Below are 24,633 nucleotides of genomic sequence, written 5' to 3'. Positions count from 1 at the left end.
ACCGCGTCGGTCAGATCACGACCTCACCCTCTTCGCGGCCCGTCCAATAAGTGATGCGCTTGGCTTTGACCTTGATCAGGACGATGCCCGGCGTATCGATTCCGTTGTCGAACCACTTGTCGAGGTCGCTGGTCCAATGCTGTTGGAAGGCGGCCTTGTCGCGGATCAGCTCGGCAGTCCCTTCGACCGCGAGGTAGATTCCCTTCGAGAATAGGCCCGCCTCCGATGAGAATCCGAGCGCTACCTTGGGATTTCGTTGGATGTCCGACACCGTTCGCGCCTGTTCGTAGGTGAAGTAGTACGAGGTGCCGTCGTAGGCGACGTCGCCGTTGTTGCTCATCGGACGGTTGGCAATCTCGCCGTTCTCGGTGTGCGTCGAGAGAATGGCGATGTCGATGCCGGCCATTTCCTTTGAGATTTCGGCGAGCGATTTCTTGGGCATGAACTTTCCTCCAGTGGAGCGGAGGCAACGATTGGATTGGGCCCATGTTCCCCGAAGCCGGGCACGAAGTGCGCGCCCGCGGTTCAGCAATGACTCGCTTATTGCCGGCGGCGGTCTGGCGGTTGGCCGCCATGCTCGCCGAAAATGGCCGCAGGTGCGGCCCTGCGCTGGTTGTCGCGCTGGCCGGCTCGTCACGACCCGACGTGACGACCGACCTCGACCTGATCCTCCCAGTCCTCCCATTCGACATTGTTGATGTGGAGGTAGCTCGAGACGGCCGAGCCGATGGTCGGAAAGAACTGCGCTTCGCCGACCTGCGCATACAACCCGAACCGCTTCAGCTTGTCCTTCACGGGATCCTTCAGCTCGGCAAAGCAAAGTTCGATGCCCCTGACGTGGAGCGCCTCGTCCAGTTCGGCAATTGTGTCGCAGGCGGTGACGTCGACGCTCGTGACCGGTTCGGCGGCGACGACCAGCCAGCGCACGGGTGTCGGCGATTGCTCGACCGCGGCCAGAATACGTTCCTTGAAGAACTCGGCATTGGCGAAGAACAGCGGCGCGTCCCAGCGGAACAGCACCAGTCCGGGTATCAGGCGGGCATCGGGATATCTCGTGATGTCGTGATAGCCCTTGACGCCCTGCGCCCGCCCGAGAATTGCGGAGTGCGGACGCCAGCCGTCCCACAGAAACTCGGCAATGGCGACCGCGATGGCGAGGCCGATTCCGGGAATTGCGCCGAGCACGGCTACGCCCACGAAGCACAGCACGGTCAACCAGAATTCCCAGCGCTGGATCCGGTAGATTCGTTTGAGATCACTGATCTCGATCAGGCCGATTGCGGCTGCGATCACCACGGCGGCCAATGCGGCATTCGGTAGGTGCTGCAACAGGTTTGGCGCAGCCAACAGAAGGAACGCGATCGCAAACGCGCCGACGACACATGTGAGCTGGGTGCGGGCGCCGGCGGCTTCGGCAACGGGCGTGCGCGAGGAACTGCTGCTGATCGGGAAGCCCTGGAAAAAGCCGGTCGCCAAATTGGCCGCGCCGAGGCCCACCATCTCCTGGTTCGGATCGACCTTGTCGCCCAGACGAGCAGCATAGGTTCGCGACAACACGCTGGTATCGGCGAACGAGACCAGAGCGATGGCGCAGCCGCCGGCCAGCACGGGGATCAGATCGCCATAGCCGATCCTGGGAATGGAGAAGGCCGGCAGACCTTGTGGAAGTGGCCCCAAGACTTTCACACCATAACCAGTTCCCAGATCAAGGAGTGAGACGACAAGGGTCGCTCCGACGACGGCAATCAGGATTCCCGGCAGTCGCTTGCTGTCCTTGAGCAGCAGGATGACGATCAACGTACCAAGTCCGACTGCGAATGCGGCCCAATTGATCTTGCCATCACCGATCCCAACGGCGATCGCCCATAGGTCTCTCAGCGGTCCTTCGCTTTCGATCGAGAAGCCGAGCAGCTTTGGCAACTGGCTGATCAAAACGGTCAGCGCGATCCCGTTCATGTAGCCGTACCGTATCGGCTTGGACAGCAGCTCCGTCACGAACCCTAACCGTGCGATGCCGGCCACAATGAGCACCGTTCCCGAAACGAGCGCCATCATGGCGGCAAGCATTGCGGCGCGGACCGGATCGCCGCCGGACAGGGGGACGATGACGCCGAGGATGACAGCTGCCAGCGCCGAGTCCGGTCCGAGCACGATGATGCGGCTCGGACCGAACATCGCGTAGGCCAGAAGCGGGACGATGGTCGCGTAGAGGCCGTGGATGCCCGGCAGACCGGACGCCACGGCATAGGCAATTCCGACCGGGACAAGCATGGTCGCCAGCACGAGACCTGCGAAGACATCATGCCGAAGCCAGGCCGCTTCGTAGGACCGAAGCGTATCGATCCCGGGCACCCAACGCGTCCAAACGTTCACCGCGCGCACTCCAAAGGCCGGTCGCCATGCGAAGCGATCGCCGGTCAACAGACGATCAACACGGATATCTGCAGTCACGTGTCGGCTCGCCGATAGCGCGCGACGATCTGGCAACGACTCGACCACTCGCTTGACGCAAATCAACGTTGCCGTAACCTCGACTATTCCGCGGCGCAGCAATCCTTGGGACGAGAGCCATCGCTCCTGGACCTGATACCGCAACCCGCCATCCACCGAAGGGCCGATAGCCTTTTCCTGTGGTCATCCTTCGCGACGCCCGCTTAGGCGGGCTCCTGAGCAGGGAGTGTGTGGCTGCAGTCTCGGGAGACACTGACGCCGATTAGCCTCATCCTGAGAGCTCTGAGGAGGCGCGTAAGCGCCGTCTCGAAGGACGAGGCGTGCGCACCGGCCAAGTCATGTGCGATAACCCTGGCCATCCCTCACGTTCGTCCTCACCGCACGATCATCGACTCCGGCCAGTTCGGTGCTTGCCACACGGTCGACCACGGCTGGTTACCCCCACAGCCGCGCGCCGTGACATCCACGCGGACGAGCACGAAGCTGCTGGTGCCACTGGTAACGCCTTCGGTCCTTCCAAGGCGGTAGACGTGACGAAGGCGAGAGCTCGGACACATGTCTGTTCCGGTCTCAGCCTCGAACTCACCGGCCTCCTTTCGCCAGGTGATGAGGCCCGGCCGCGGCGTGGTGCCGAACCCGGTGTTCTGTGCGAGGAATGGAAACACGACGAGCTTCGGGTGGCGCGCGTCCTTGAGGTCGAAGACGAGATGACTTCCCAAGATCCACTGACAATAAACGAGGACGAGACGGCGCTCTCTCTCGACCAAGAAGCGAAGCGGAATCTGTTTCATGCCTTTTTCGACGTCGCAGTTTTCGCGTTGTGCCGCGCGCGCCACCTGCCGCGGGACTTCGGCGAGGGCTGAGACCTGGAAATCCGTTCTGCCTCCAAACCGAATGGGATCGAACGCGGCGGCGTCATCTCGACTGCCGGCGCTCTGCTTGTCCTCGCCGAACGCGGCGGAGGTCAAGTGAACTGCGGCAACGAGCATCAAGAGGCCGACCCCAACCCTCACGCTCTTCAATGTCGAACGCATCGCATGAATTCCTAGAACTGATACCGCCGCAAGCCCCCCATCCACCGGGATCACCGCTCCCGTGATGTATCGCACCCGCGAGGCCCAAAACACTACGAGCGCACGCACTCATGCGGTCAAGCCGGGCCGTTTCGGCGATCTCGAGCCAGCTGTGGTGGCACGAGAACAACTGAAGGGACACGCCTGGGTGTGTAACGGGCATGGGCGCGATGAGGCAAGTGAAGGACCCGCATCCGGGAGTTACGATCCTCGAAATTTGAGGCGCTCCCAACGCGGGCTTGGGCTGTCGACTCGCCTACTGCCAAGATCGGCGTCGCATCGCCAAGCTACCAGTAACTTTTGAACGTTTGCGCATTCGTCGTTCCTCAGCCTTTTCCAGGCGGGTACGAAGGTTCTGAAGCTCCGTCAGTTGAGAGCTGAGCGACAAAACACGTTGACGCAGAATCGCAATACGGTCGCACTGACCACGAGTACTCATGACGCGCCCTAAACTATGACTGTCAGGAAATGAACAGCTGGGCCAAGAAACAGAATGGACTTAAACCTATGGGTGTTGATGACCATAGCAAAGGTTCATGAAATTTAATTGACACGCGCGGCAGGGACGTCGCCGACCGCGATCGGAACATGCCAAAGATCAAAGCGCCGTTGGATCGGTGATTTTGCGCGACCACCCCAGTTCGATTCCGAGTTCTTACGGAAAACCGCTGCTAGAGCACAAGCCCGAGCACCAACCAGCTGGCAACAGACAAACAGACGCCAATTCCCAAATACGGCAATGCAATGCGCATGGTCATTCCTCCATGCCTAGACGCGACGAGAACATGGTCAGATACGCAGATTCGGGGCGCCAGCCCTATATTCCATGCGATGTATGAGGTATCCGACGAGCATATTTAATTTGACTTTTGAATATGGTCAAAATTATATGTATTTGAGTTAATTGCTATATTTAATTTGGGCGTGTCGCCGCGCCGCAACACATTATATCTACGCGTGTTCTGATCGGGTGCCGAAACCATGCGAACAGGCTGGGCGATCGCTCCATTGGAGTTGCTCTTGAGAGAGGCGTGATGCATGCGCCAATCAATCGATACTGCACCCAGGGACCGAGAAAGCACCCGAATAGAAGATGCGGCGGAGGAGCTCGGTCACGGGTCGCCCGAGACGGGCAGATGGGGCGCAAAGGACGGCTCAGCGCTCCGCTCTTCACGGACCCATGGGTGGGGTGAGACCGAGGATATCGATCCGGAGGAGACGGGTAGTTCGCTCATTGCAGCTGTCGTTCTGGTCGCCCTTATTTTCGCTGGGGTGACCCTGCTCGGTGCTTTCGACCCGTTCAACGCACAACCGACTGCCGAAACAACTCGAATAGACGGCGGGAGCGCCGCCGGCCTCGACCAGCGGCCTGACTTCGCGACCGGATCGCCAGCACTCCTTCAGAGCGAAATGTCCGAGGCCCCGATTCAGGCGGTCTCCGCAAGCGCGGCGGGCCCGCCACCACGGCTCGACGCCGACGGGCGCAGTGACGCGCTCTCCGGTGAACTGGCCGGCGCGCGCAGGGAGCTCGAAGAGGCGGTCCAGCGCACGCATGCAGCGGAAACTGCCACGGAGGAGCTGCGGCAGTCTCTTCAAAATGAGCGAGCCCGCAGCGCCGCCTTCGCGGACGAACTTGCCGGAACCCGCCGCGAAGTAGAGGCTCGTATCGCGCAGGCGCGCGAGGCGGACGAGGTGGCCGCACAGCAGAGGGATGCGGCGGCGTGGGAGATCGCTGAACTGCGGCAGTCCCTGCAGCAGGAGCGGGAAAAGAGCGCCGTCCTGGCGAAGCGAGTGAGCGCCGCGCAGGCGATAGCGGCAAGCGCTGAGCAAGAACGCTACGAGGCGCAGTCACGCGCCGCCGCCCTCGCGAGCGAGCTTGCCGGCATGACTGGCGGATCGGCTACGGCCGACGGTGCGACGGCGGAGCAAAGCGAGGCGGTGGGCGGGGAGATCGCGGAATTGCGGCAGTCCTTGCAGCAGGAGCGCGAAAGGAACGCAGCCCTCGCGCAACAAGAGGACGCCGCGCGGTCGGCAACGGCGAACGCCGAGCAACAACGCCGTGCCCTCGAAGAGGCCCAGGCTCATGCTGCCGCGCTGGAGAGCAAGCTTGCGCAAACGCGCGGCGTCATCGAATCGCTGAACGGGCATCTGCGCGAGGCGAACGATGCAGCCTCGCAGCAGAGACAGGCAGCGAACCGGGAGATCGCCGAACTGCGACAGTCGCTGGAGCGGGAGCGGAGCAGGACTGAAGCCAGGGAGAGCGAGATCGCCTCGGTATCGCGCCTTATCGATCAGCACGCCCCGGCGGCGCAAAGAAACGGCGGCCCGACCTTGTCGACGGCGCAGAACGTGACCGCAACGGAGCCGCCGACGAATCCAGGCCAGGACGAGGTGGAGGCCCGATTGATCCCGCGTGCCAGAGCGTTGCTCGATCAGGGCCATATCGGTGCAGCGCGGATTGTGCTCGAGCTTGCGGCTGAGAAGAACAGTGCGCAGGCGACCTTCATGCTCGCGGAGACATATGATCCGGCGGTTCTGTCGGCTTGGGGTGCCTATGGAACGCGCGGCGAGGCGGCCAAGGCGCGCGAGCTCTACGCGAAGGCACACAGGAGCGGCATCCGCGGAGCCAAGGAACGACTGGATGCATTGCATCACTGAGAGTGGGCTTTGCATTCATGCCGGGAAGAGTGGTGACGGTGGGCAATCCGGAAAGGAACGACATGAACAAGCTGCCAAGGTCGCTCTCGTCGCTCGTGCTCGCCGCGCTGGTGCCGATTGCCGTGCTGCTTCAAACGACTTGCCTGGAAGCACAAACCGCAAGATCCGCCAAGGCCGATGCACAAATGCTCCGACGGCCGCTCCCTCAGGAGAGCGAAAAGGGCCGGATGAACGCCTGGACCGTCGGGCTCGCGGGCGGCCTGCTCGAGGGCGCGCCGATCCGCCTCGCGGCAGAAATGGCCCGTGTCGTCGACGACGGAGCAGAGCTGCATCTCCTGCCGATCGTCACCCGGGGCGCCACCGACAATCTGAATGCGCTGCTCTATCTGCGTGGTGTCGATACCGCGATCATCAATTCCGACGCGCTCGAGGAGTACAAGCTTCAGGTTCCGCAGATCCAAAGCCGCATCACTTATCTGCTCAATCTGTTTCCGTCCGAGTTGCACATCTTCGTGCGGCCGGAGATCACGAGCCTGCAGGACCTTGCCGGCAAGAAGGTGAACTTCAATACCCAGGGCACCGCAGCCGCCTATTCCGGACCGCTGATCTTCAGCCGCCTCGGCATCGACGTCGACAAGACGTTCATTCCGCATCAGCTTGCCCTGGAACAGATGCGCAAGGGGGAGATGTCGGCCGTCGTGTTCATCACGTCGAAACCCGTGGACGCCTTCGTGCGAGGCCGCTGGGAAGCTGGATTCAAGTTCCTGCCGGTCCATTACGACAGGAAGTTCGAGGACTATTATCTGCCGGCGACCTTGAACGCCAACGAGTATCCCAATCTGATCAAACAGGGTGAGCGGGTTTCGACTCTTGCCGTGCCGACGGCTCTCGTTGCATTCAACTGGCCGCCACGCTCAAACCGCTATCAACGCGTGGCGCGCCTCGTCGAGTACCTGTTCTCGCGGATTGACCGCCTGCAGGCACCAGGCTTCGATCCGAAATGGCAGTCCATCAATCTCGCGGCGTCCGTCCCCGGGCTCACCCGCTTCCCGGCTGCGCAGGAATGGCTGGATCGCAAGGCACGCAGCGTACAGGCGAGGCCATGAAGAGTGCCGTTCCTCCGTTCGCCGTCGCCTTGAACGTAGCCTGCGGAATCGCTTACGCGCAAGACACGGGCGATGCCGTCGAATCACTTCGGGCTTGTTCGGCGATGGAAGGGCGGGGCCGGCTGGAATGCCTGCAAGAACTGTCACGTAAGATTCCGCCGCCCGGGCGGCGGGCGTCAGACGGCGGCTGGCTGATCAGCGAGACCACCTCGCCGGTCGACTATTCACCCGTCGTCACCGCCACCACCTTTTCGGTTGGCGGCTCGGATGGAGCCACGATGCAACTCGCAATCCACTGCCGCAAAGGCCGAACGGAAGTCACGGTCGCCGGACCGGCGCTGTCACGGAGCGCCAACGAATACGTCATCTCCTTTCGGCTGAATGCGGACACGCCGATGCAACTCGCGGCGGCGTCGCCGTCATTCGGCTCCGGCGTCGCTTTCGGGGGCGACGTCGTAAAGTTGCTGAACGCGCTACCCGACGAGGGTCACATCGTCGTGCGCCTTTTCGCCCGCACTGGTCAGGTGCAAGACGGACAGTTCCTGCTCAGCGGATTCGAGAACGTGCGCAAGAGAATGGCGGCTGCATGCAAATGGCCACATAGCGTCGCCAGACCGGGAAGGTGATGGTCAAGGAACGGGAGACACGAGATGATCAATCCGAAGTTGACGATAGCAATCATCGGCGGCCTGGCGATGGTGCTTCTGGTCGAACCAAGCGCGCAGGCGCAACAGGACAACCAGTTGATCCCGCAGATGAGCGAGAAGAATCAGGCACGCGATCCGAAGCAACCGACTAGACGGATGCACGTGAGCAAGCCGGGGCAGACTCACACGAGCAAGCAAACCGCTGCGACACGGGCGGCGATGGCTCAGGCGACAAAACCCGATATCGTCAAAAAGCCGCACCAGCTAATATTGCAGGTCAATTCCAACGAACCTGCGATGATGAACCTCACGCTCAACAATGCCACCAATGTCGCGCAATATTACCGCGATCTCGGTGAACCAGTCTCAATCGAGATTGTCACCTTTGGTCCCGGTCTTCATATGCTGCGCGATGATACCTCGCCGGTAAAGCCACGCATCGAGGTGCTCGCGATGAGCAATCCCGAAATCTCCTTCAAAGCCTGCGGCAACACCCAGGAAAATATGCGGAAGGCGGAGAACAAGGACATCAATCTGATTCCGCAGGCGACGGTGGTCAAATCGGGTGTCGTCCGCGTCATGGAGCTGCAGGAACAGGGCTGGAGCTACGTCAAACCGTGAGGTCCGGCGACAATGAGGCTGTCGGATGCGCAGTTAGAGCGGAATGGCTTTAGGTTGAATCGATTGCCACGGGCTCGGTGCAACCTCTCCCGCTCTTGTCAGCCGAAGCCTTGGCGAAGGCGGATGCGGGAGAGGTCACGCCACCGGCTCGCGCCCACGGCGCGCCCGACGACAGGCTCCGGCGCGGGTCAGGGCTTTCTCCTCTCGGGGCTATCCCATTGCGGAAACATTCCCCAGCCCTCTCTCACAAGCGGGAGAGGGAGTGCACTTGCCTTGTAGCAATCTCCTTCACCAGCTCGGCGAGGAGATCGGTACGGCGCGCCACGCCGATGACGCGCACGCCTTCGGCGGCGAGGCCCCTGGCGATGGCGCGGCCGATGCCGATGCTCGCGCCGGTGATGACAGCGGTTTTCGATTTGAGCCCGAGGTCCATGGTCGCACGCTCCCTTGGTCCTGCCTGCTTTTTGTTGTTCGTTTGCCGCTCTGTCCCGCGGGCTTGCGAATTGCCCGACCGGGACGAGCAGTGGTAACCAAGAGGCTTGCCGAAGGACAAGAGCCTTGTTTAAGGACAAAAGCCTTGGCGAAGGAAATACGAAAAACAAAAGGCGTCGAAGGATGGTCTGGGATCCGCAGCAATATCTGAAGTTCTCCGGCCATCGGCTCCGGCCCGCCGTCGACCTGTTGATGCGGATTCCCGATTTTGCCCCACGCGCGATCGCCGATCTCGGCGCCGGCGCCGGCAACGTCACCAAATTGATCAGGGAGCGCTGGCCGGAGGCACGCGTGACCGGGGTCGAGGGCTCGACGGAGATGGTCGCGGCAGGACGCAAGGCCGCGCCTGACGTGGAATGGTCACATGAGGATCTCGGCCATTGGAGTCCCGCTGGGCAGTACGACTTGATCTATTCCAATGCCGCACTGCATTGGCTGCCCAATCATGCGGCACTGTTTCCGTCGTTGATGGAGAAGGTGACGCCCGGGGGCGTGCTCGCGGTGCAGATGCCGCGCAATTTCCTCGCGCCTTCGCATGTGCTGATCGGCGAGACTGCGCTCGACGGCCCATGGCGCTCCAAGGTGGAGCATCTCGTCACCCCGCCGCCGGTGGAAGGGCCGGGCTTCTATCACGATCTGCTCGCGCCGATGTCGGCCAACATCGACATCTGGGAGACCGAATATCTGCAGGTGCTCGAAGGCGACAATCCCGTGAAGGAATGGACCAAGGGCACCTGGCTGACGCGCTATCTCGACGTGCTCCAAGGCGAGGAGAAGGCCGCGTTCGAAGCCGCCTACGGGATGCGCGTCGCGAGCGCCTATCCGAAGAATGCGGCGGGGCAGACGCTGTTCCCGTTCCGGCGCCTCTTCATGGTCGCGCAACGGAAAGGCTGATGGCGCTGCCGCAATGCGGCATAGCACGCGTTGCCTTGGACTCGCGCGGATGCCGGCTTGCGCATCCGGCGGTCATCACGTTAGCTTGGCAGCGCTTAGCTCTCGTTGTTACCGACGGCTGCGGCCCAATAACAACAATACCAACGGTCGGGGGCAATTGCGCTCCCGGCCGTTGCGCTTGAATGATCCAATCCGGGGGGACCAAGTTGCTGCGTGTGCTGAATCGTTTTCTCGATCATCTCGAGGAATGGCTGATCGCGACGATGATCGCGGCTGCGACGTCGCTCATCTTCGTCGCGGTGGTGCACCGTTACGGCGCCGGGCTGTCGATCGACCTCGCCAAATGGGCGGAAGCCCGCAACCTCACCGTCCTCGCCGTGCCCGCGCGCGCGACGTTCGCCTGGCTTGCCGCCCTCGATTTGTCATGGGCGCAGGAGCTCTGCATCTACATGTTCATCTGGATGGCGAAGTTCGGCGCCGCCTATGGCGTGCGGACCGGCATCCATGTCGGCGTCGACGTGCTGGTCAACATCCTGCCGGGCGGCTCGCGCCGCCGCATCATCACCTTCGGCCTCCTGTGCGGCGCGCTGTTCACCGCCATCGTGGGCTATTTCGGAGCCGCCTTCGTTAGCCACATGTGGCACAGCGGCCAACAGTCCAACGACCTCGAGGCGCCGATGTGGGTGGTGTATCTCACCATTCCGATCGGCTCCGGCCTGATGTGCTTCCGCTTCCTGCAGGTCGCCTGGTCGTTCTACCGCACCGGCGAGCTGCCGCATCACGATATGGCGGGCGTCGAGGGCGTCGAGGCGGATCCGGTGCATCCGGCGCCGGTCACGCCCACCCAGGTGGTCCGGGACGAGCGCAGCCCGCTCGGCTGGATCCTGATGCTGCTGCCGGTCCTGATCGTCGCGCTGTGCTTCGCGCATGCGGCCCATGTCATCACCTTGCCGCAGGGCCTGCGCGTCTTCATCGTGTTCGCGCTGCTGCTCTCGCTGATGCTGACGGGCATGCCGATCTCGATCGCGCTGGGTCTGACCGTGCTCAGCTTCATGTTCACGCTGACCGACGTGCGAACCGAATCGGTGGCGCTGAAGCTGTTCACCGGCATCGAGAATTTCGAGATCATGGCGATCCCGTTCTTTATCCTCGCCGGCAACTTCCTGACCCATGGCGGTGTGGCGCGGCGGATGATCACCTTCGCAACCTCGCTGGTCGGCCATTGGTACGGCGGGCTCGCGCTGTCGGGCGTGGTCGCCTGCGCGCTGTTCGCCGCGATCTCCGGCTCCTCGCCGGCGACCGTGGTGGCGATCGGCTCAGTGATCCTGCCCGCGATGGTCGCGCAAGGCTTTCCGAAGCGGTTCGGCGCCGGCGTGATCACGACGTCGGGCTCGCTCGGCATTCTGATTCCGCCATCGATCCCGATGGTGCTCTACGCCGTCTCCACTAACAGCTCGGTGGGCAAGCTCTTCATCGCCGGCATCGTGCCGGGGCTAGCGCTCGCCACGCTGCTCGGCATGACGACGTTCTATCGCGCCTGGCGCAACGACTACCCGCGGATGCCGAAGGCGACCTTCATGGAGCGTCTCGATGCGTTCCGCAAGTCGATCTGGGGCATCCTCCTGATCGTGATCGTGATCGGCGGCATCTACAGCGGCCTGTTCACGCCGACTGAAGCTGCGGCCGTCAGCGCGGTCTACGCCTTCATCGTCGCCGTGTTCATCTACAAGGATCTGAAGCTGCGCGACGTGCCGCGCGTGCTGCTGTCGTCGGCCAACCTCTCGGCGATGCTGCTCTACATCATCACCAACGCCGTGCTGTTCTCGTTCCTGATGACCTACGAGAACGTGCCGCAGGCGCTGGCGCAATGGATGATCGACCAGGGCCTGGGCTGGATCGGTTTCCTGCTGCTCGTCAACATCCTGCTGCTGCTCGCAGGCAATGTGATGGAGCCGTCCTCGATCATCCTGATCATGGCGCCGATCCTGTTTCCGGTCGCGGTCAAGCTCGGCATCGACCCGATCCATTTCGGCATCCTGATGACGGTCAACATGGAGGTCGGCCTTTGCCATCCGCCGGTCGGCCTCAATCTCTACGTCGCCTCGGGCATCGCCAAGATGGGGATCACCGAGCTCACGGTCGCAGTGTGGCCGTGGCTGCTGACGATGCTGGGCTTCCTCGTGGTGGTGACCTATTGGCCGGGCCTGTCGCTGTGGCTGCCGCGGCTATTGGGGATGTAGCGGTGCGACAGGTGTACCCTCTCCCCTTGTGGGAGAGGGTGGCTTCGCGAAGCGAAGCCGGGTGAGGGGTTTCTCTCCTCACGAACAGTTCTGCGAGCGGAGACATACCCCTCATCCGGCGCTTCGCGCCACCTTCTCCCACAAGGAGAGAAGGGAAGAGACCGGCAGCGATGTAGAAAGTCTACTCTGCGCTGCTCACCAGCTTGATCCGCGGTGCTTGCGCCTCGGTCAGGCTGCGATATGCGGCGAGGTAGTCCAGGGCCATGCGCCGCGCGGTGAAGCGCGTTTCGAACTGCTTGCGGATCGCGGCGCGGTCGAGTTGCGGAAGCCGGTTCACCACGCCCGCGGCGCTGATGACGTCCTCGACGATGAAGCCGGTGAGGCCCTCGTCGATGATCTCCGGCACCGAGCCGCGGTTGAAGGCGACGACCGGCGTTCCGCACGCCATGGCCTCAATCATGACGAGGCCGAACGGCTCCGGCCAGTCGATCGGCAGCAAGAGGCCGAGCGCGCCGCTGAGGAAATCCGATTTCTCGTGATCGCTGATCTCGCCGATGAAATCGACCAACGGATTGTTCTCGATCATCGGCCGGATCAACTCGTCGTAATAATCCTGATCGGCACGGTCGACCTTGGCCGCGATCTTGAGCGGAATGCCGCAATGGGTCGCGATCTTGATGGCGCGATCGACGCCCTTCTCGGGCGCGATGCGGCCGAGCACGGCGAGGTATTCCTGTTTCGCCGGCTTCGGCGTGAGCAGCTTCTCCGGCAGGCCGTGGTGGATCGTCGTCACCCAGTTCGCCTGCGGCACCGGCCGCCGCTGCGCATTGGAGATCGAGATGACCGGCATCTTGGTGAAGGTGTTGAAGACCGGCTGATGCTCCGGAAGATCGAGCCGGCCGTGCAACGTCGTCACGAACGGGGTCGGCTGGCGGTGGAACAACGACCAGGGATAATAGTCGAGATGGAAGTGGAGGAAATCGAACTCCTCGTCGTCACATTTTTGCCGCACCCGCTCCAGTAGCACCATGTGCAGCGCGTTGGGATCGCGCACGGAACCGTCGAGCCGAAGCGCCCGCGGCCATAATGCATCGAGCTTGGCCGATGTCCGCGAGTCGCCGCTGGCGAAAAGCGTCACGTCATGGCCCAGGGCCACCAGCTCTTCCGTCAACCAATGCACCACCCGCTCGGTGCCGCCATACAGCTTGGGTGGAACAGCCTCCGTCAACGGAGCTACCTGCGCGATGCGCATCTCACCATCTCCTCTGCGATCATGAAGTTGAAACCCCCGCCTTAACGGCACCGGCAATGCCAGACGAGGGAACGTTCCCGCACCTGCGAAGTTCCTTCCCCCGAACGTTACATATTCGACACGTCGGCGGAGCGTCGCGATGCTGCCACTACATCTTCGCACATCGTCCGCATCCGCATGTCGTGATGGGATTGCCCGGGAACCGAGGCGAAGCGGTCGATGTTCACTCGACCAGTAACGAAACGAAAAATCAGCATAACGGGGCGACAGCCATATGGATCAGCTTTCTGGGTACGCGCGTAGGCCATTTGCCTTTGTCCTGCGCTATCTCCGGCGTCGTCTCGCGTCGCATTTGGTGATCCTGACCGCGGTCGTGGGGGCCGTTGCCTGCTCCGTAGGCACCCAGTATGGCGTCAAAGCTCTGGTTGACGCCTTGTCGGCCGGTCCCTCGTATGGCGGTGGCGTATGGCTGGCATTCATTCTGCTCATGTCACTGATTGCCGCCGACAACTTCCTGTGGCGGATCGCAAGCTGGACGGCGAGCTTCACCTTCGTCCGGGTCACGGGCGATTTACGGCGTGACATATTTCGTCATCTGACCGGGCACGCCCCGAGCTACTTCTCGGACCGGATGCCCGGCATGCTGACGAGCCGCATCACCGCGACCTCGAACGCGGTGTTCACCGTCGAGAACATGTTCGTCTGGAATGTGTTGCCGCCGTGCATTGCCACAATTGCGGCAATCATCCTGATTGGAACCGTCAGTCCCTACATGGCACTCGGCCTGATCGCGATCGCGGGCGGCATGGTGGTTGCGATGTTTCGTCTGGCCGCGGCCGGCAAGCCGCTGCATGACGATTTCGCCGACAAGGCCGCATTGGTCGACGGCGAGATGATCGACGTCATCAGCAACATGCCGCTGGTGCGCGCCTTCTGCGGCATCAGCCACGAGCATGAGCGGTTCGACGCGACCGTGAACCAGGAGCTGACCGCGCGCAGCCGCAGCCTGCGTTATCTGGAGAAGCTGCGGCTGTTGCATGCCGTCATCACCGTGCTTCTGACCATTGCGCTGATGGCCTGGGCGATCTCGCTCTGGCAGAAGGGCCAAGCGACGACCGGCGACGTCGTGCTGGTCTGTACGCTCGGCATCTCGATCCTGAGCGCGACGCGCGATCTCGCGGTGGCGCTGGTCGACGTCACCCAGCACGTCGCGCGTCTGACAGAGGCGATCGCCACGCTGCTGGTGCCGCACGAGCTCCGCGATCATCCCGAGGCCGAGCCCCTGGTCAAGAGCGGTGCGGCCATCGCGTACAACAACGTCACCTTCGGCTATCCCGGCAGCGACAAGATCTTCGAGCGCTTCAGCCTGCGCCTCCAGCCCGGCCAGCGCGTCGGACTGGTCGGCCAGTCCGGCGGCGGCAAGTCGACGCTGTTCACGCTGCTGCAGCGCTTCTACGACGTCGACGAGGGCAATATCACCATTGACGGCCAGGACATCTCGAAGGTGACGCAGCTGAGCCTGCGCGAGGCGATTTCCGTCGTGCCGCAGGACATTTCCTTGTTTCATCGCTCCATTCGCGAGAACATCCGCTATGGCCGGCCGAACGCGACCGACGACGAGGTGCTGCGCGCGGCGATCGCAGCGCGCTGCGACTTCGTCGAGACCCTGCCCGAGGGCCTCGACACCATGGTCGGCGACCGCGGCGTCAAGATGTCGGGCGGCCAGCGCCAGCGCATCGCGATCGCGCGCGCCTTCCTGAAGGACGCGCCGATCCTGCTGCTGGACGAGGCGACCGCCGCGCTCGACAGCGAATCCGAGGAGGCGATCCGCGAGGCGCTGTCCCGCCTGATGCGCGGCCGCACCGTGATCGCGATCGCTCATCGCCTTGCGACGCTGCGCAATTTCGATCGTGTCGTGGTGTTGAGGAATGGTAAGATCATCGAGGACGGCTCGCCCGAGCGCCTGATGCAGGGTCACGGGCCGTATCGTGAGCTGGTCACGCAGGAAATGAGCCGGCTCGCGCAAGCCGCCGCGTAAACCAACAGTCGCGTTCTCGAGTCGGTCGCGTTTCGAATCAAGCGCAGGGGAGCAGCTCATGTCGGCAGAAGCCGTAACCCAGTTCGTCTCCGTGACGCGGACCCCGGAACAGGTCGCGGAACAGCCCTTCTACATTCCGATGACCGGGCCCTCGGCCCGGCCGCGGCGTTCGCTCAAGCACGACGACACCTTCATCGTGCTCGACAGCCACGGCGACATCGGCGCGTCCGCTGGCGGGCCGGACGGGCTGTTCCATCACGACACGCGCTATCTTGCGCGGCTGGAGCTCGTGCTCGACGATCTCCAGCCGCTGCTGCTCGGCTCGAATCTGCGCGACGACAATTCGGCGTTGACCGTCGATCTCACCAATCCGGACATCTACCGGCAGGGCAACCTCGTTCTGCAAAAGGACCTGTTGCACGTCGTGCGCACCATCTTCCTGTGGCGCGGCACCGCCTACCAGCGCATCGGCGTGCAGAACCATGGCGACCGGCGCACCAGCTTCGAGCTGACGCTGCTGTTCGGCAACGACTTCGCCGATCTGTTCGAGGTCCGCGGCGAGCGGCGGCCGCGCCGCGGCGTCGGAACCGGCCGGCTGCTCGGGCCGACCGACGTCCTGTTCGAGTATCGCGGCCTTGACGACGCCGAGCGGACCACCGGCCTGCATTTCGATCCGCGTCCGACGCGGCTCTCGGTCAACGCTGCGACCTGGGAGCTCGACCTGGAGCCGCACCAGGCCAAATCGCTGTTCGTGGCCGTGTCCTGCAACCGGCCGCTGACGGAGAAGCCGGTGCGGTTCTTCCCGGGTCTGCTGGCGCACCGCCGCGAGATGCGGCAGTCGACCATGGGCGCGGCCAGCATCGAGACCTCCAACAACATCTTCAACGAGGTGCTGTGCCAGGCCATGGCCGACCTCAACATGCTGATGACCGAGACGCCGCAGGGACGCTATCCCTATGCCGGCATTCCCTGGTACTCGACGACGTTCGGGCGCGACGGCCTCATCACCGCGCTGCAGATGCTCTGGGTCGATCCGCGCATTGCCAAGGGCGTCCTGCGCCGGCTCGCGCATTTCCAGGCCGCGGCGGTCGATCCGCTCGCGGACGCCGCGCCCGGCAAGATCCTGCACGAGATGCGCGGCGGCGAGATGGCGGCGCTCGGGGAAGTCCCGTTCGCGCATTACTACGGCAGCGTCGATTCGACCGCGCTGTTCGTGCTGCTCGCAGGCAGCTATTTCGAGCGCACCGGCGACGAGGCCACGTTGATCGAGCTGTGGCCCGCGATCGAGGCGGGGCTCGCCTGGATCGACGGTCCGGGCGATCCCGATCAGGACGGCTTCGTCGAATACCAGCGCGCGACCGAGAAAGGGCTGGCGAACCAGGGCTGGAAGGATTCCTATGACGCGATCTTCCATGCCGACGGCCGACTTGCCGAGGGCAATATCGCGCTCGCGGAGGTCCAGGGCTACGTCTTTGCCGCTAAGCAGCTCGCGGCGCGTTGCGCGCTGCGGCTCGGCAAGCCGGACCGCGTGCGCAAGCTCGAGGCCGAAGCCAGGGCGCTCGCCGAGCGCTTCGAGCAGGCGTTCTGGTGCGAGGAGCTCGGCACCTATGCGCTCGCGCTCGACGGCAAGAAGCGGCCCTGCAAGGTCAGGACCTCGAATGCCGGGCAGATCCTGTTCAGCGGCATGGTCCGCGAGGACCGCGCGCGTCTCATCGCCGCCGATCTGATGCGGCCGCATTTCTTCTCGGGCTGGGGCATCCGCACCGTCGCGCAAGGCGAGGTGCGCTACAACCCGATGTCCTACCATGACGGATCGATCTGGCCGCACGACAACGCGCTGATCGCGCTGGGGCTGGCGCGCTACGGCCTCAAGCATTCGGTGGCGCATGTCTTCAAGGGGCTGTTCGACGCCGCGACCTACATGGATTTGCGCCGGCTGCCCGAATTGTTCTGCGGCTTCCGGCGCGAGAAGCGGCGCGGGCCGACGCTGTACCCGGTCGCCTGCGCGCCGCAGGCCTGGGCCAGCGCGACGCCGTTCACGTTGCTGGAGGCGGCGCTCGGCCTCGAGTTCGACGTCGCGCGCGGCGAGATTCGCCTGCGCAACCCGCATCTGCCGGCGTTCCTCAACGAGGTGATCCTGCGCGATCTGCGCCTTGGCGAATCCAGCGTCGATCTTCGCGTCAGCCGTCACGGCGACGACGTGGCGCTGGAAGTGTTGCGCACGCGCGGTCAGATCCAGGTCTCGATCGTGCTGGCGCGCTAGAGGCGCGAGGAGGAGGTCATGCGTGCGATCGGAAGGTTGGTCTTGGGCGTGGCGATCGTCGCGGGCTTGACGGTCGCCGAATCGCGCGCGGCCGAGGAGCCGCCTGCATCCCCGAGCGAGGCAAAGGCACCGGCAAATGTGCAACCGCCGGCTTCCACGGTGCCCGTCACGCCCAAGGACGCCGCGCCGCCGCCATCGGTGACCATCATCGGCGCGAGCGAGGCCCACGGCGTTCTCGGCCGCGACGTTCGCAGCGCCGCCGGCGAGGACATGGGTCGCATCGTCGACGTCATCGTCGATCGCACCGGCCATGTCCGCGCTGCGGCGATCGATTTCGGCGGCTTCCTCGGCGTCGGCAGCCGCAAGATCGTCGTCGACTGGAACGCGCTGCGCTTCGGCAAGATCGCCAACAAGAAGGACAGCATCACGCTGGAATTGACCAAGGCGCAGGTCGCGGCCGCACCGGAATACAAGGAGGACACGCCGATCGTCGTGCTCGGCGCGTCCGGCAGCCTTCAGCCGCTGCAAGCGATTCAGTGAGGTGCAGGGAGGGCTGACCGCCCGTGCTGTTGTCGAGGAAGCCGAATCATGCAGATCGCGGCGGCGTCGTCGAGCAGGACAACGTCGCGGAGCCGGCGGCTGCGGGCATTCCGGCGCCGTCGCGCCAGAGCCTGCGCGGCCTCGACTGGTTCATCTTCTTCCTCGCCGACGTGCAGACCGGATTCGGTCCCTTCATCGCGGTCTATCTGACGACGCAGAAATGGACCCAGGTCGAGATCGGGTTCGTGCTGTCGATCGGCGGCATCGTCGCCCTGATCGGCCAGATGCCGGGCGGCGCGATCATCGATGCCGCGAAATCGGAGCGCCTCGTCGCTGCCCTCGCGATCGCGACCATCGGCGCCTGCGCGCTGGCCTATGCGGCGATGCCGATCTTCGCCGTCGTGGTGACCGCCGCCACGCTGCATGCGATGGCGAGCTGCGTGCTCGGGCCGGCGATCGCCGCGATCAGCCTCGGCCTCGTCGGTCCGCTCGCGATCGGCGAGCGGCTCGGGCGCAACGCGCGCTTCGCCTCGCTCGGCAACGGCGTCGCGGCGGCGGTGATGGGCACCGCGGGCTACCTGTTATCGAGCCGCTCGGTCTTCCTGGTCACCTTCCTGCTCGTGATTCCAACCCTGATCGCTCTGTCGCGCATCCGCGAGAACGAGGTCGACATCAGGCGCTGTCACGGCGAGCTGCCGCCTGAAGCCGCCGACCGCGGCGATCCCAATATCTGGCACCTGATCCGGCAGCGCCCGCTCATCGTGTTCGCGCTCAGCGTGCTGCTGCTGCAGCTCGCGAACGCCGCGATGATGCCGCTGATGGCGAGCGCGGTGACGGCGCGATCGAGCCAATGGGCGACCGTGCTCGTCGCCTTTTGCATCGTCGTTCCGCAAGCGATCGTGGCGCTGCTGTCGCCGACGGTGGGGCGCAAGGCGCAAGCGTGGGGCCGGCGCCCGCTGCTGCTGATCGGATTCGGTGCTCTGGCGATTCGCGGCCTGTTGTTTGCGACCGTGCGCGATCCGTATCTGTTGGTGCTGGTGCAGGTGTTCGACGGCATCACCGCGGCGGTCTTCGCGGTGATGATCCCGCTGATCGTCGCCGACGTCGCGTTCGGCAGCGGGCATTTCAACCTGGCGCAGGGGATCGTCGGCACCGCAACGGGCGTCGGCGCGTCGCTGAGCACGGTGCTTGGCGGCTATGTCAGCGACAAGTTCGGCAATGCCACCGCATTCATCGGGCTGTCCGGCGTTGCCGCAGCGGGGCTCCTGCTGATCTTCTTTGTGATGCCGGAGACGCGGCGCACGGGTCTGACCGCCACCAAAGAAGTGGCCGACTGAAACGAATTCAGCCGGCCAAAGTGGGGGGAGGAAGAAGCATCAGGCGTCGAGATTGTGCAGGCGCTGGCGGTTGCGCAGCACGATCTGGCGGGCACCGGAGAAACCGAGGATGCCCTGAGCGTGAAGCTGCGACAGCGCGCGCGACACGGTCTCCAGCGTGAGGCCGAGATAGTCGCCGATGTCGCGGCGGCACATCGGCAGCGCCATCATGCCGGCGACGGCGAGGCGGCGGTCCATTTCGAGCAGGAAGGTCGCGACGCGCTCCATCGCAGTCTTGCGGCCCAGCAGCAGCATGTGGTCCTCAGCGTGGCGCAGCTCGCCGGCGGTCATGGCCCAGAGCTTGCGGGCGACCTGCACGTCGGTGCCGGCGGCCTTTTCCAGGCTGGCGCGCTTCACGAGGCGAACGCTGGTGTCGATGATGGCTTCAGCGGCGAGGCGGTGAGCGGGACCGGATTCGAGGCCGAAGACGTCGCCGGGAAGATGGAAGGCGCCGATCTGGCGGCGGCCGTCGGAGAGAAGCTTGTAGCTGCGTACTGCGCCGGTGACGACCTGATAGACATATTCGGCCGCCTCCTCCTCGCCATAGATCTCCTCGTCCTTGCCGTAGGAGAACTCGGTGGCGACCAGACCGACATGGCCCACGATCGCGCCGAACTGGTCGGTAACAGGGTGGGCAGGGGCAATCTTGCCACCGATTTGGGTGTTGATCGCCGGGGTGTTGAGCGTCTGGGTCAGCATCTGCGCCATCTCCGTTGTGATGACGCTTTCCTACGTGGTATCGGGTGCCTCGAAAATTTAGCGAGATATCTTAAGGGGGGTGCCTTACGTAGAATCCCGTAGGTCAGGCGCGGGGGCGGTCCTTGATCGCGTGGCGGATGCACTTGACGAGGTTTTCATCCAGAAGCGGCTTCAAAACCACGTCCTTGATGCCCGCCATCGCGGCCCGGGCCGAGATGTTCTCGTCGGGATAGCCGGTGATCAGGATCACGGGCGCGTCGCGGTGGGATTTGCGAAGCCGGCCGGTCAAATCGATGCCGTTGATGTCGGGCATCTTGTAGTCGATGACGTAGCAGTCCGGCCCGGGGGCGGCGCCAAGATTGAGCAGCGCCGTGCCGCTCCTGAAGGTCCGCACGGCGAAGCCGTCGGTTTCCAACAGAAAACGCAGGGATCCGAGGACTGCGGCATCATCATCGACCACAAAGACGGTGGGTTGTGGGGAGGACGATGGCCGCGCACCATGTGGGCTGACATCAACCATGCTGTCTGGCTAGCATGGCCCCGTGAAGCCGCCTTGACCTGCCTCAATCGTTGAGCATGCCGGCGCGCATCGCGAGGCGAACCAGTTCCGAAAGGCTGCTCGCCTGCATCTTGGTCATGACGTTGGCCCGGTAGACTTCGATGGTCCGCGGGCTGATGTCGTATTCGCGGGCGATCAGCTTATTGGAGAGGCCCGCGACCAGCCCCTCCATGACCTGGCGCTCCCGCGGGCTCAAGGATGCGACGCGGGCAGCGATGTCCTGCGCGACGGCTTCGTTCCTGGCGGCGGGCTCGGCCTGGCGGAGCGCCGACTCGATCATGGCAGTGAGACGGTCGTCATCGAATGGTTTTTCCAGGAAGTCGACCGCCCCGAGCTTCATCGCCTCGACCGCCAGCGGCACGTCGCCGTGACCGGTCATGATCACGATCGGAAACGGGCTTTGCTGCGCCTTCATCCGCTTCAAGAGCTCGATGCCGTCGAGGCCGGGCATGCGCACGTCGGAGACGATGCAGCCGAAACCGAGGCCGGGCAGGGCTTCGAGAAAGGCGAGCGCGTCGTCGAACAAAGTGACGGCGAAGCCGGCGGAATCCAGCAGGAAGTTCAGCGAGTCCCGCATCGCCGCGTCGTCGTCGATGACGTAAACATTTCCCTTGGTCGTCATGGATCAGCTCTCGTCGGTTGCCGGCAGGGTGAAGCGGAACGTCGCTCCGCCCGCTGCGTTGCTCTCGGCCCACATGCGGCCGCCATGGGCCTCGATGATCGAGCGGCTGATGGAGAGTCCCACGCCCATGCCGGTGTCCTTGGTGGTGAAGAAGGTCTGGAACAGGTTTGGAATGATGTCTTCCCGGAAGCCGATGCCGGTGTCGGAGACCTCCACCTCGATCATGCCGTCGGCGACACGGGTGTTGGCGACAACGAGCTCGCGCCGCTGCGACTGCGCCATCGCCTCGAGCGCGTTGCGAAACAGGTTGACCAGCACCTGCTGAATCTGCACCCGGTCGGCGAGAACGAGGTCGGCGTCGGGATCGAGGCTGAAGCGGAGCTGCACGTTCTGCTCGCGCGCGCCGGCGAGCCCGAGCGCGCCGGCTTCCTCGATAAGCTTGGACAGGCTCTCGACCCGCTTCTCGGATTCGCCGCGGGAGACGAAGTCGCGCAGGCGGCGGATGATCTGGCCGGCGCGCAATGCCTGTTCCGCCGCGCGGTCCAGCGCGCTTTCGACCTTCGGCATGTTGGGATCGGTGCTGCCGGCGAGGAGGCGCCGCGATCCCTTCATGTAATTGCTGATCGCCGCCAGCGGCTGGTTGAGCTCGTGGGCGAGCGCGGAAGCCATCTCGCCCATCGCGGTCAGCCGCGACACGTGCACGAGCTCGGATTGCAGCTCCTGGAGCCGCGCCTGGGTCTGCTGGTGCTCGGTGAGGTCGCGGACGAAGCCGGTGAAATGGGGCTCGCCCGCGCGTTGCGTCTTCCCGACGGACAGGTGCATCGGGAAGGTCGTGCCGTCGCGGCGTTTGCCCGTCACGATCCGGCCGATGCCGATGATGTGCGGATCATTGGTCCTGAGATAGCGCGTGAGATAGCTGTCGTGACGCGACTGATCGGGCTCCGGCATGAGAATGCTCACGTTCCGGCCGATCGCTTCCTGCTTGCTGTAGCCGAACAGCCGCTCCGCCGCGCTGCTGAAGAGCTGCATGATGCCGCGTGAATCGATGACGATCATGGCATCGGGCACCGTTTCGAGAATCGAGCGAAGATGATTCTCCTGGGACCGCAGGGCCTCTTCGAGCTGCTTCTCCTCGTTGATGTCCAGGAATATCCCGCTGAGATGACGCGGCATGCCCGCATCGTCCCGGATCACGCCGGCCCTGGCCCGGATCCATTGGCCGTTTCCGGACGCGCCGCTGACCTTGAAGGACAAGTCGAGGCCCCCGCCACCTTCCGATGTGCGCCCGATCGCCTTCAGGAGGTGGTCCCGATCGCCCGGCTCCAACAGGGAAAGAAAGAGATCGTAGCTGACGGCCCGGTCCGGCTGCAGGCCGAACAGTCGCCTGGCCGTGTCCGACCAGTCGAGCTCGCGAGTCTGCAGGTCGAGGTCCCAGGTGCCGACCCCGAATCCCTCGATGCGGACTCGGAAATGCTCGCCCCGACCATCGTCTGCCGGATGGTTCCCGCGGGTCGGCGCCAAGGTTCTGCTCCTATTCTCGGCGGACCGGCAGGATGCCGTTACCGCTTCGGCAATGTCGCCCAAGGCTCGGCCGGAGGCAAGCGTGGACGTTGAATCCACTGCCGGACTCCCCATTCCGGGAGAGTGGGCAGCCAGAGACCTCGATTTGATCTAGCTCAGCCTGTTGCGCGGCAGCAGGTCTAGGATTCAAAAAATTCTGTAATGCTGGAGATCCCCGATGACATACGCCACCGTCATGGTCAGCCTGGCGCTCGATCAGCCCAACGAAGCGCGTCTTCAGGTCGCAGGCGAGCTCGCCGAACGATTCGAGGCGGCCATCGTCGGGGTCGCTGCGGCGCAGTTCGTCCCGCCGCTCTATTTCACCGACGGCGCAGAGGCGCAAGCGCTGATCGACGAGGGCGAAGCTTCGATCAAGCGGCGGCTGGCCGGGCTCGAAGCGCAATTCCGCGCCGCCGTGAAGAATCGCGGTGGGCATGCGGAGTGGCGCAGCGCGATGGATTATCCGGCCCGCTTCGTCACGGCGCAGGCGCGTTGCGCCGACATCGTCGTCAGCGGCGGGCAGAGCCCGGCCTTCTCCGATGCTTTCTCGCTGGCGAGTCCCAAGGACCTGGTGATGCAGACCGGCCGCCCGCTGCTCGTCGTTCCCGACCGGGCCAACTGGCTCGACCTGCGCAGCGTGCTGGTGGCGTGGAAGGACACGCCGGAAGCGCGGCGGGCGGTGGCGGGCGCGCTGCCGATGCTGCACAAGGCGAAGGACGTCACCATCGTGGAAATCCCGGAGCGGGGCGACGAACGTTCGGCCGTGATGGCCGGTGTCAGCGACGTTGCCGCCTGGCTCGGCCGCCACGGCATCACCGCGACTGCGCGGGTTCTCGAGGCCGCAGGAAACGAAACCCCTGCTGCGCGGTTGGAGAAAGTCGCCGGCGACACCGGCGCGGGCCTGATCGTCGCGGGCGCCTATGGTCATTCGAGATTTCGCGAACTGATCCTCGGAGGCGTCACCCAATATCTGGTGACGCAAACCGTCCGCAGCGTGCTGCTGTCGCACTGACCATCGGCTGGCCAGTTGGAGGAATCGAGGAGGACGCGCCGTGTACCAATTTCTTGAACAGACCGTCGACGGCTACATGACGCGCAACGTCAAGACGGTGCAGCGCGGCCTCGATTTGTTCCAGCTCAGCGAGATGTTCGAGACCGACGATTTCAATTCCTATCCGGTCGAAGACGACGGGCAGGTGGTCGGCATCGTGACCAAGTTCGACATCCTGAAGTGCTTCGCCTTTACGCCGAGCCAGATGTTGCCGCGCTACGACGACCTGATGAGCCGCAAGATCGGCGACGTCATGACGCCCGAGTTCATCTATGTCAGCCCCGACACGCGGCTGACGCGCGTGCTCCAGATCATGGTCGAGCACCGCATCAGGAGCATCATCGTGCTCGACGGCGCGCAGAAGCTCGCCGGCATCATCGCGCGCGAGGACGTCATTGCGGCGCTCAAGGCGACGGCGCGGGAGTGACGTCTGGATCCTTCTGTTCCAACCTCCGTGATTTCACGGAGGTTATCTATCTTTCTTCCCCTTG

Annotated in this window: 20 protein-coding genes and 2 pseudogenes; 13 read left to right on the top strand and 9 right to left on the bottom strand. The window is 64.0% G+C overall.

The window, feature by feature from the left end:
- Positions 1-10: 10 nt before the first annotated feature.
- The 3 genes from GA0061099_RS02375 to GA0061099_RS02365 form a co-directional block, all read right to left on the bottom strand.
- The gene (locus GA0061099_RS02375; protein WP_036004340.1) at positions 11-442 is read right to left on the bottom strand and encodes a pyridoxamine 5'-phosphate oxidase family protein; all 432 of its coding nucleotides are present in this window, start codon (positions 440-442) and stop codon (positions 11-13) included.
- Positions 443-633: 191 nt separating this feature from the next.
- Complete coding sequence (locus GA0061099_RS02370) at positions 634-2,373, bottom strand: SulP family inorganic anion transporter (protein WP_036025984.1); 1,740 nt, start codon at positions 2,371-2,373, stop codon at positions 634-636.
- A gap of 452 nt (positions 2,374-2,825) precedes the next feature.
- Positions 2,826-3,443, bottom strand: a complete 618-nt coding sequence (locus GA0061099_RS02365; protein ID WP_141697550.1) for a hypothetical protein — start codon at positions 3,441-3,443, stop codon at positions 2,826-2,828.
- 1,491 nt (positions 3,444-4,934) lie between these two features.
- Between GA0061099_RS02365 and GA0061099_RS02360 the strand changes: the two genes are divergently transcribed.
- The 4 genes from GA0061099_RS02360 (at position 4,935) to GA0061099_RS02345 (ending at position 8,556) form a co-directional block, all read left to right on the top strand.
- Positions 4,935-6,182, top strand: a complete 1,248-nt coding sequence (locus GA0061099_RS02360; RefSeq protein WP_141697549.1) for a coiled-coil domain-containing protein — start codon at positions 4,935-4,937, stop codon at positions 6,180-6,182.
- Positions 6,183-6,244: 62 nt separating this feature from the next.
- Positions 6,245-7,288 carry a TAXI family TRAP transporter solute-binding subunit gene (locus GA0061099_RS02355; protein WP_141697548.1) on the top strand — a complete coding sequence of 348 codons (1,044 nt, stop codon included), beginning with the start codon at positions 6,245-6,247 and terminating at the stop codon, positions 7,286-7,288.
- Positions 7,285-7,914 carry a hypothetical protein gene (locus GA0061099_RS02350; RefSeq protein ID WP_074447514.1) on the top strand — a complete coding sequence of 210 codons (630 nt, stop codon included), beginning with the start codon at positions 7,285-7,287 and terminating at the stop codon, positions 7,912-7,914. The genes GA0061099_RS02355 and GA0061099_RS02350 overlap by 4 nt, the downstream gene beginning before the upstream one ends.
- 24 nt (positions 7,915-7,938) lie before the next feature.
- Positions 7,939-8,556: a DsrE family protein gene (locus GA0061099_RS02345; protein WP_074447513.1), complete on the top strand. Its 618-nt coding sequence runs from the start codon at positions 7,939-7,941 to the stop codon at positions 8,554-8,556.
- A gap of 274 nt (positions 8,557-8,830) precedes the next feature.
- On the opposite strand, the pseudogene GA0061099_RS02340 reads toward GA0061099_RS02345, so the two are convergent.
- Positions 8,831-8,989 (bottom strand): annotated as a pseudogene (locus GA0061099_RS02340) (SDR family NAD(P)-dependent oxidoreductase); the annotation flags it as partial.
- A gap of 182 nt (positions 8,990-9,171) precedes the next feature.
- Here GA0061099_RS02340 and GA0061099_RS02335 point away from each other — a divergent pair.
- From GA0061099_RS02335 to GA0061099_RS42965, 3 genes and pseudogenes are all read left to right on the top strand, one after another.
- Positions 9,172-9,942: a methyltransferase domain-containing protein gene (locus tag GA0061099_RS02335; RefSeq protein WP_036025954.1), complete on the top strand. Its 771-nt coding sequence runs from the start codon at positions 9,172-9,174 to the stop codon at positions 9,940-9,942.
- Positions 9,943-10,124: 182 nt separating this feature from the next.
- Positions 10,125-10,685 (top strand): annotated as a pseudogene (locus GA0061099_RS42970) (TRAP transporter small permease); the annotation flags it as partial.
- Between the two features lie 216 nt (positions 10,686-10,901).
- Complete coding sequence (locus GA0061099_RS42965) at positions 10,902-12,182, top strand: TRAP transporter large permease (protein ID WP_036025977.1); 1,281 nt, start codon at positions 10,902-10,904, stop codon at positions 12,180-12,182.
- 181 nt (positions 12,183-12,363) lie between these two features.
- On the opposite strand, the gene GA0061099_RS02325 is transcribed toward GA0061099_RS42965, so the two are convergent.
- Positions 12,364-13,434 carry a glycosyltransferase family 4 protein gene (locus tag GA0061099_RS02325; RefSeq protein WP_036004379.1) on the bottom strand — a complete coding sequence of 357 codons (1,071 nt, stop codon included), beginning with the start codon at positions 13,432-13,434 and terminating at the stop codon, positions 12,364-12,366.
- 274 nt (positions 13,435-13,708) lie between these two features.
- On the opposite strand from GA0061099_RS02325, the gene GA0061099_RS02320 reads away from it, so the two are divergent.
- The 4 genes from GA0061099_RS02320 to GA0061099_RS02305 are packed head-to-tail and all read left to right on the top strand — an operon-like array spanning position 13,709 to position 19,612.
- Positions 13,709-15,472, top strand: a complete 1,764-nt coding sequence (locus GA0061099_RS02320) for an ABC transporter ATP-binding protein (protein WP_036025953.1) — start codon at positions 13,709-13,711, stop codon at positions 15,470-15,472.
- A 58-nt stretch (positions 15,473-15,530) separates the two neighbouring features.
- A complete protein-coding gene (locus GA0061099_RS02315; RefSeq protein ID WP_036025951.1) occupies positions 15,531-17,735 on the top strand; it encodes an amylo-alpha-1,6-glucosidase in 2,205 nt (734 codons plus the stop codon).
- Positions 17,736-17,753: 18 nt separating this feature from the next.
- Positions 17,754-18,275, top strand: a complete 522-nt coding sequence (locus GA0061099_RS02310; protein WP_036025949.1) for a PRC-barrel domain-containing protein — start codon at positions 17,754-17,756, stop codon at positions 18,273-18,275.
- Positions 18,276-18,298: 23 nt separating this feature from the next.
- Positions 18,299-19,612 carry an MFS transporter gene (locus tag GA0061099_RS02305; protein ID WP_036025948.1) on the top strand — a complete coding sequence of 438 codons (1,314 nt, stop codon included), beginning with the start codon at positions 18,299-18,301 and terminating at the stop codon, positions 19,610-19,612.
- A gap of 39 nt (positions 19,613-19,651) precedes the next feature.
- Here GA0061099_RS02305 and GA0061099_RS02300 read toward each other — a convergent pair whose 3' ends face one another.
- The 4 genes from GA0061099_RS02300 to fixL form a co-directional block, all read right to left on the bottom strand.
- The gene (locus tag GA0061099_RS02300; protein ID WP_036025973.1) at positions 19,652-20,350 is read right to left on the bottom strand and encodes a helix-turn-helix domain-containing protein; all 699 of its coding nucleotides are present in this window, start codon (positions 20,348-20,350) and stop codon (positions 19,652-19,654) included.
- Positions 20,351-20,453: 103 nt separating this feature from the next.
- On the bottom strand, positions 20,454-20,870 hold the full coding sequence (locus tag GA0061099_RS02295) for a response regulator transcription factor (RefSeq protein ID WP_036025947.1): 417 nt from the start codon (positions 20,868-20,870) through the stop codon (positions 20,454-20,456).
- Between the two features lie 43 nt (positions 20,871-20,913).
- Positions 20,914-21,531, bottom strand: coding sequence for a response regulator FixJ (gene fixJ, locus GA0061099_RS02290; RefSeq protein WP_036025946.1), 618 nt, complete (start codon positions 21,529-21,531; stop codon positions 20,914-20,916).
- A 3-nt stretch (positions 21,532-21,534) separates the two neighbouring features.
- Positions 21,535-23,052 carry a sensor protein FixL gene (gene fixL, locus GA0061099_RS02285; protein ID WP_074447512.1) on the bottom strand — a complete coding sequence of 506 codons (1,518 nt, stop codon included), beginning with the start codon at positions 23,050-23,052 and terminating at the stop codon, positions 21,535-21,537.
- A 217-nt stretch (positions 23,053-23,269) separates the two neighbouring features.
- Between fixL and GA0061099_RS02280 the strand changes: the two genes are divergently transcribed.
- A complete protein-coding gene (locus tag GA0061099_RS02280) occupies positions 23,270-24,103 on the top strand; it encodes a universal stress protein (RefSeq protein ID WP_036004402.1) in 834 nt (277 codons plus the stop codon).
- 40 nt (positions 24,104-24,143) lie between these two features.
- Positions 24,144-24,569, top strand: coding sequence for a CBS domain-containing protein (locus GA0061099_RS02275; protein WP_036004405.1), 426 nt, complete (start codon positions 24,144-24,146; stop codon positions 24,567-24,569).
- Positions 24,570-24,633 lie beyond the last annotated feature (64 nt).

It is taken from the genome of Bradyrhizobium yuanmingense, assembly GCF_900094575.1.
Classification (GTDB): Bacteria; Pseudomonadota; Alphaproteobacteria; order Rhizobiales; family Xanthobacteraceae; genus Bradyrhizobium; species Bradyrhizobium yuanmingense.
This window is presented reverse-complemented; position numbering and strand designations above follow the sequence as displayed.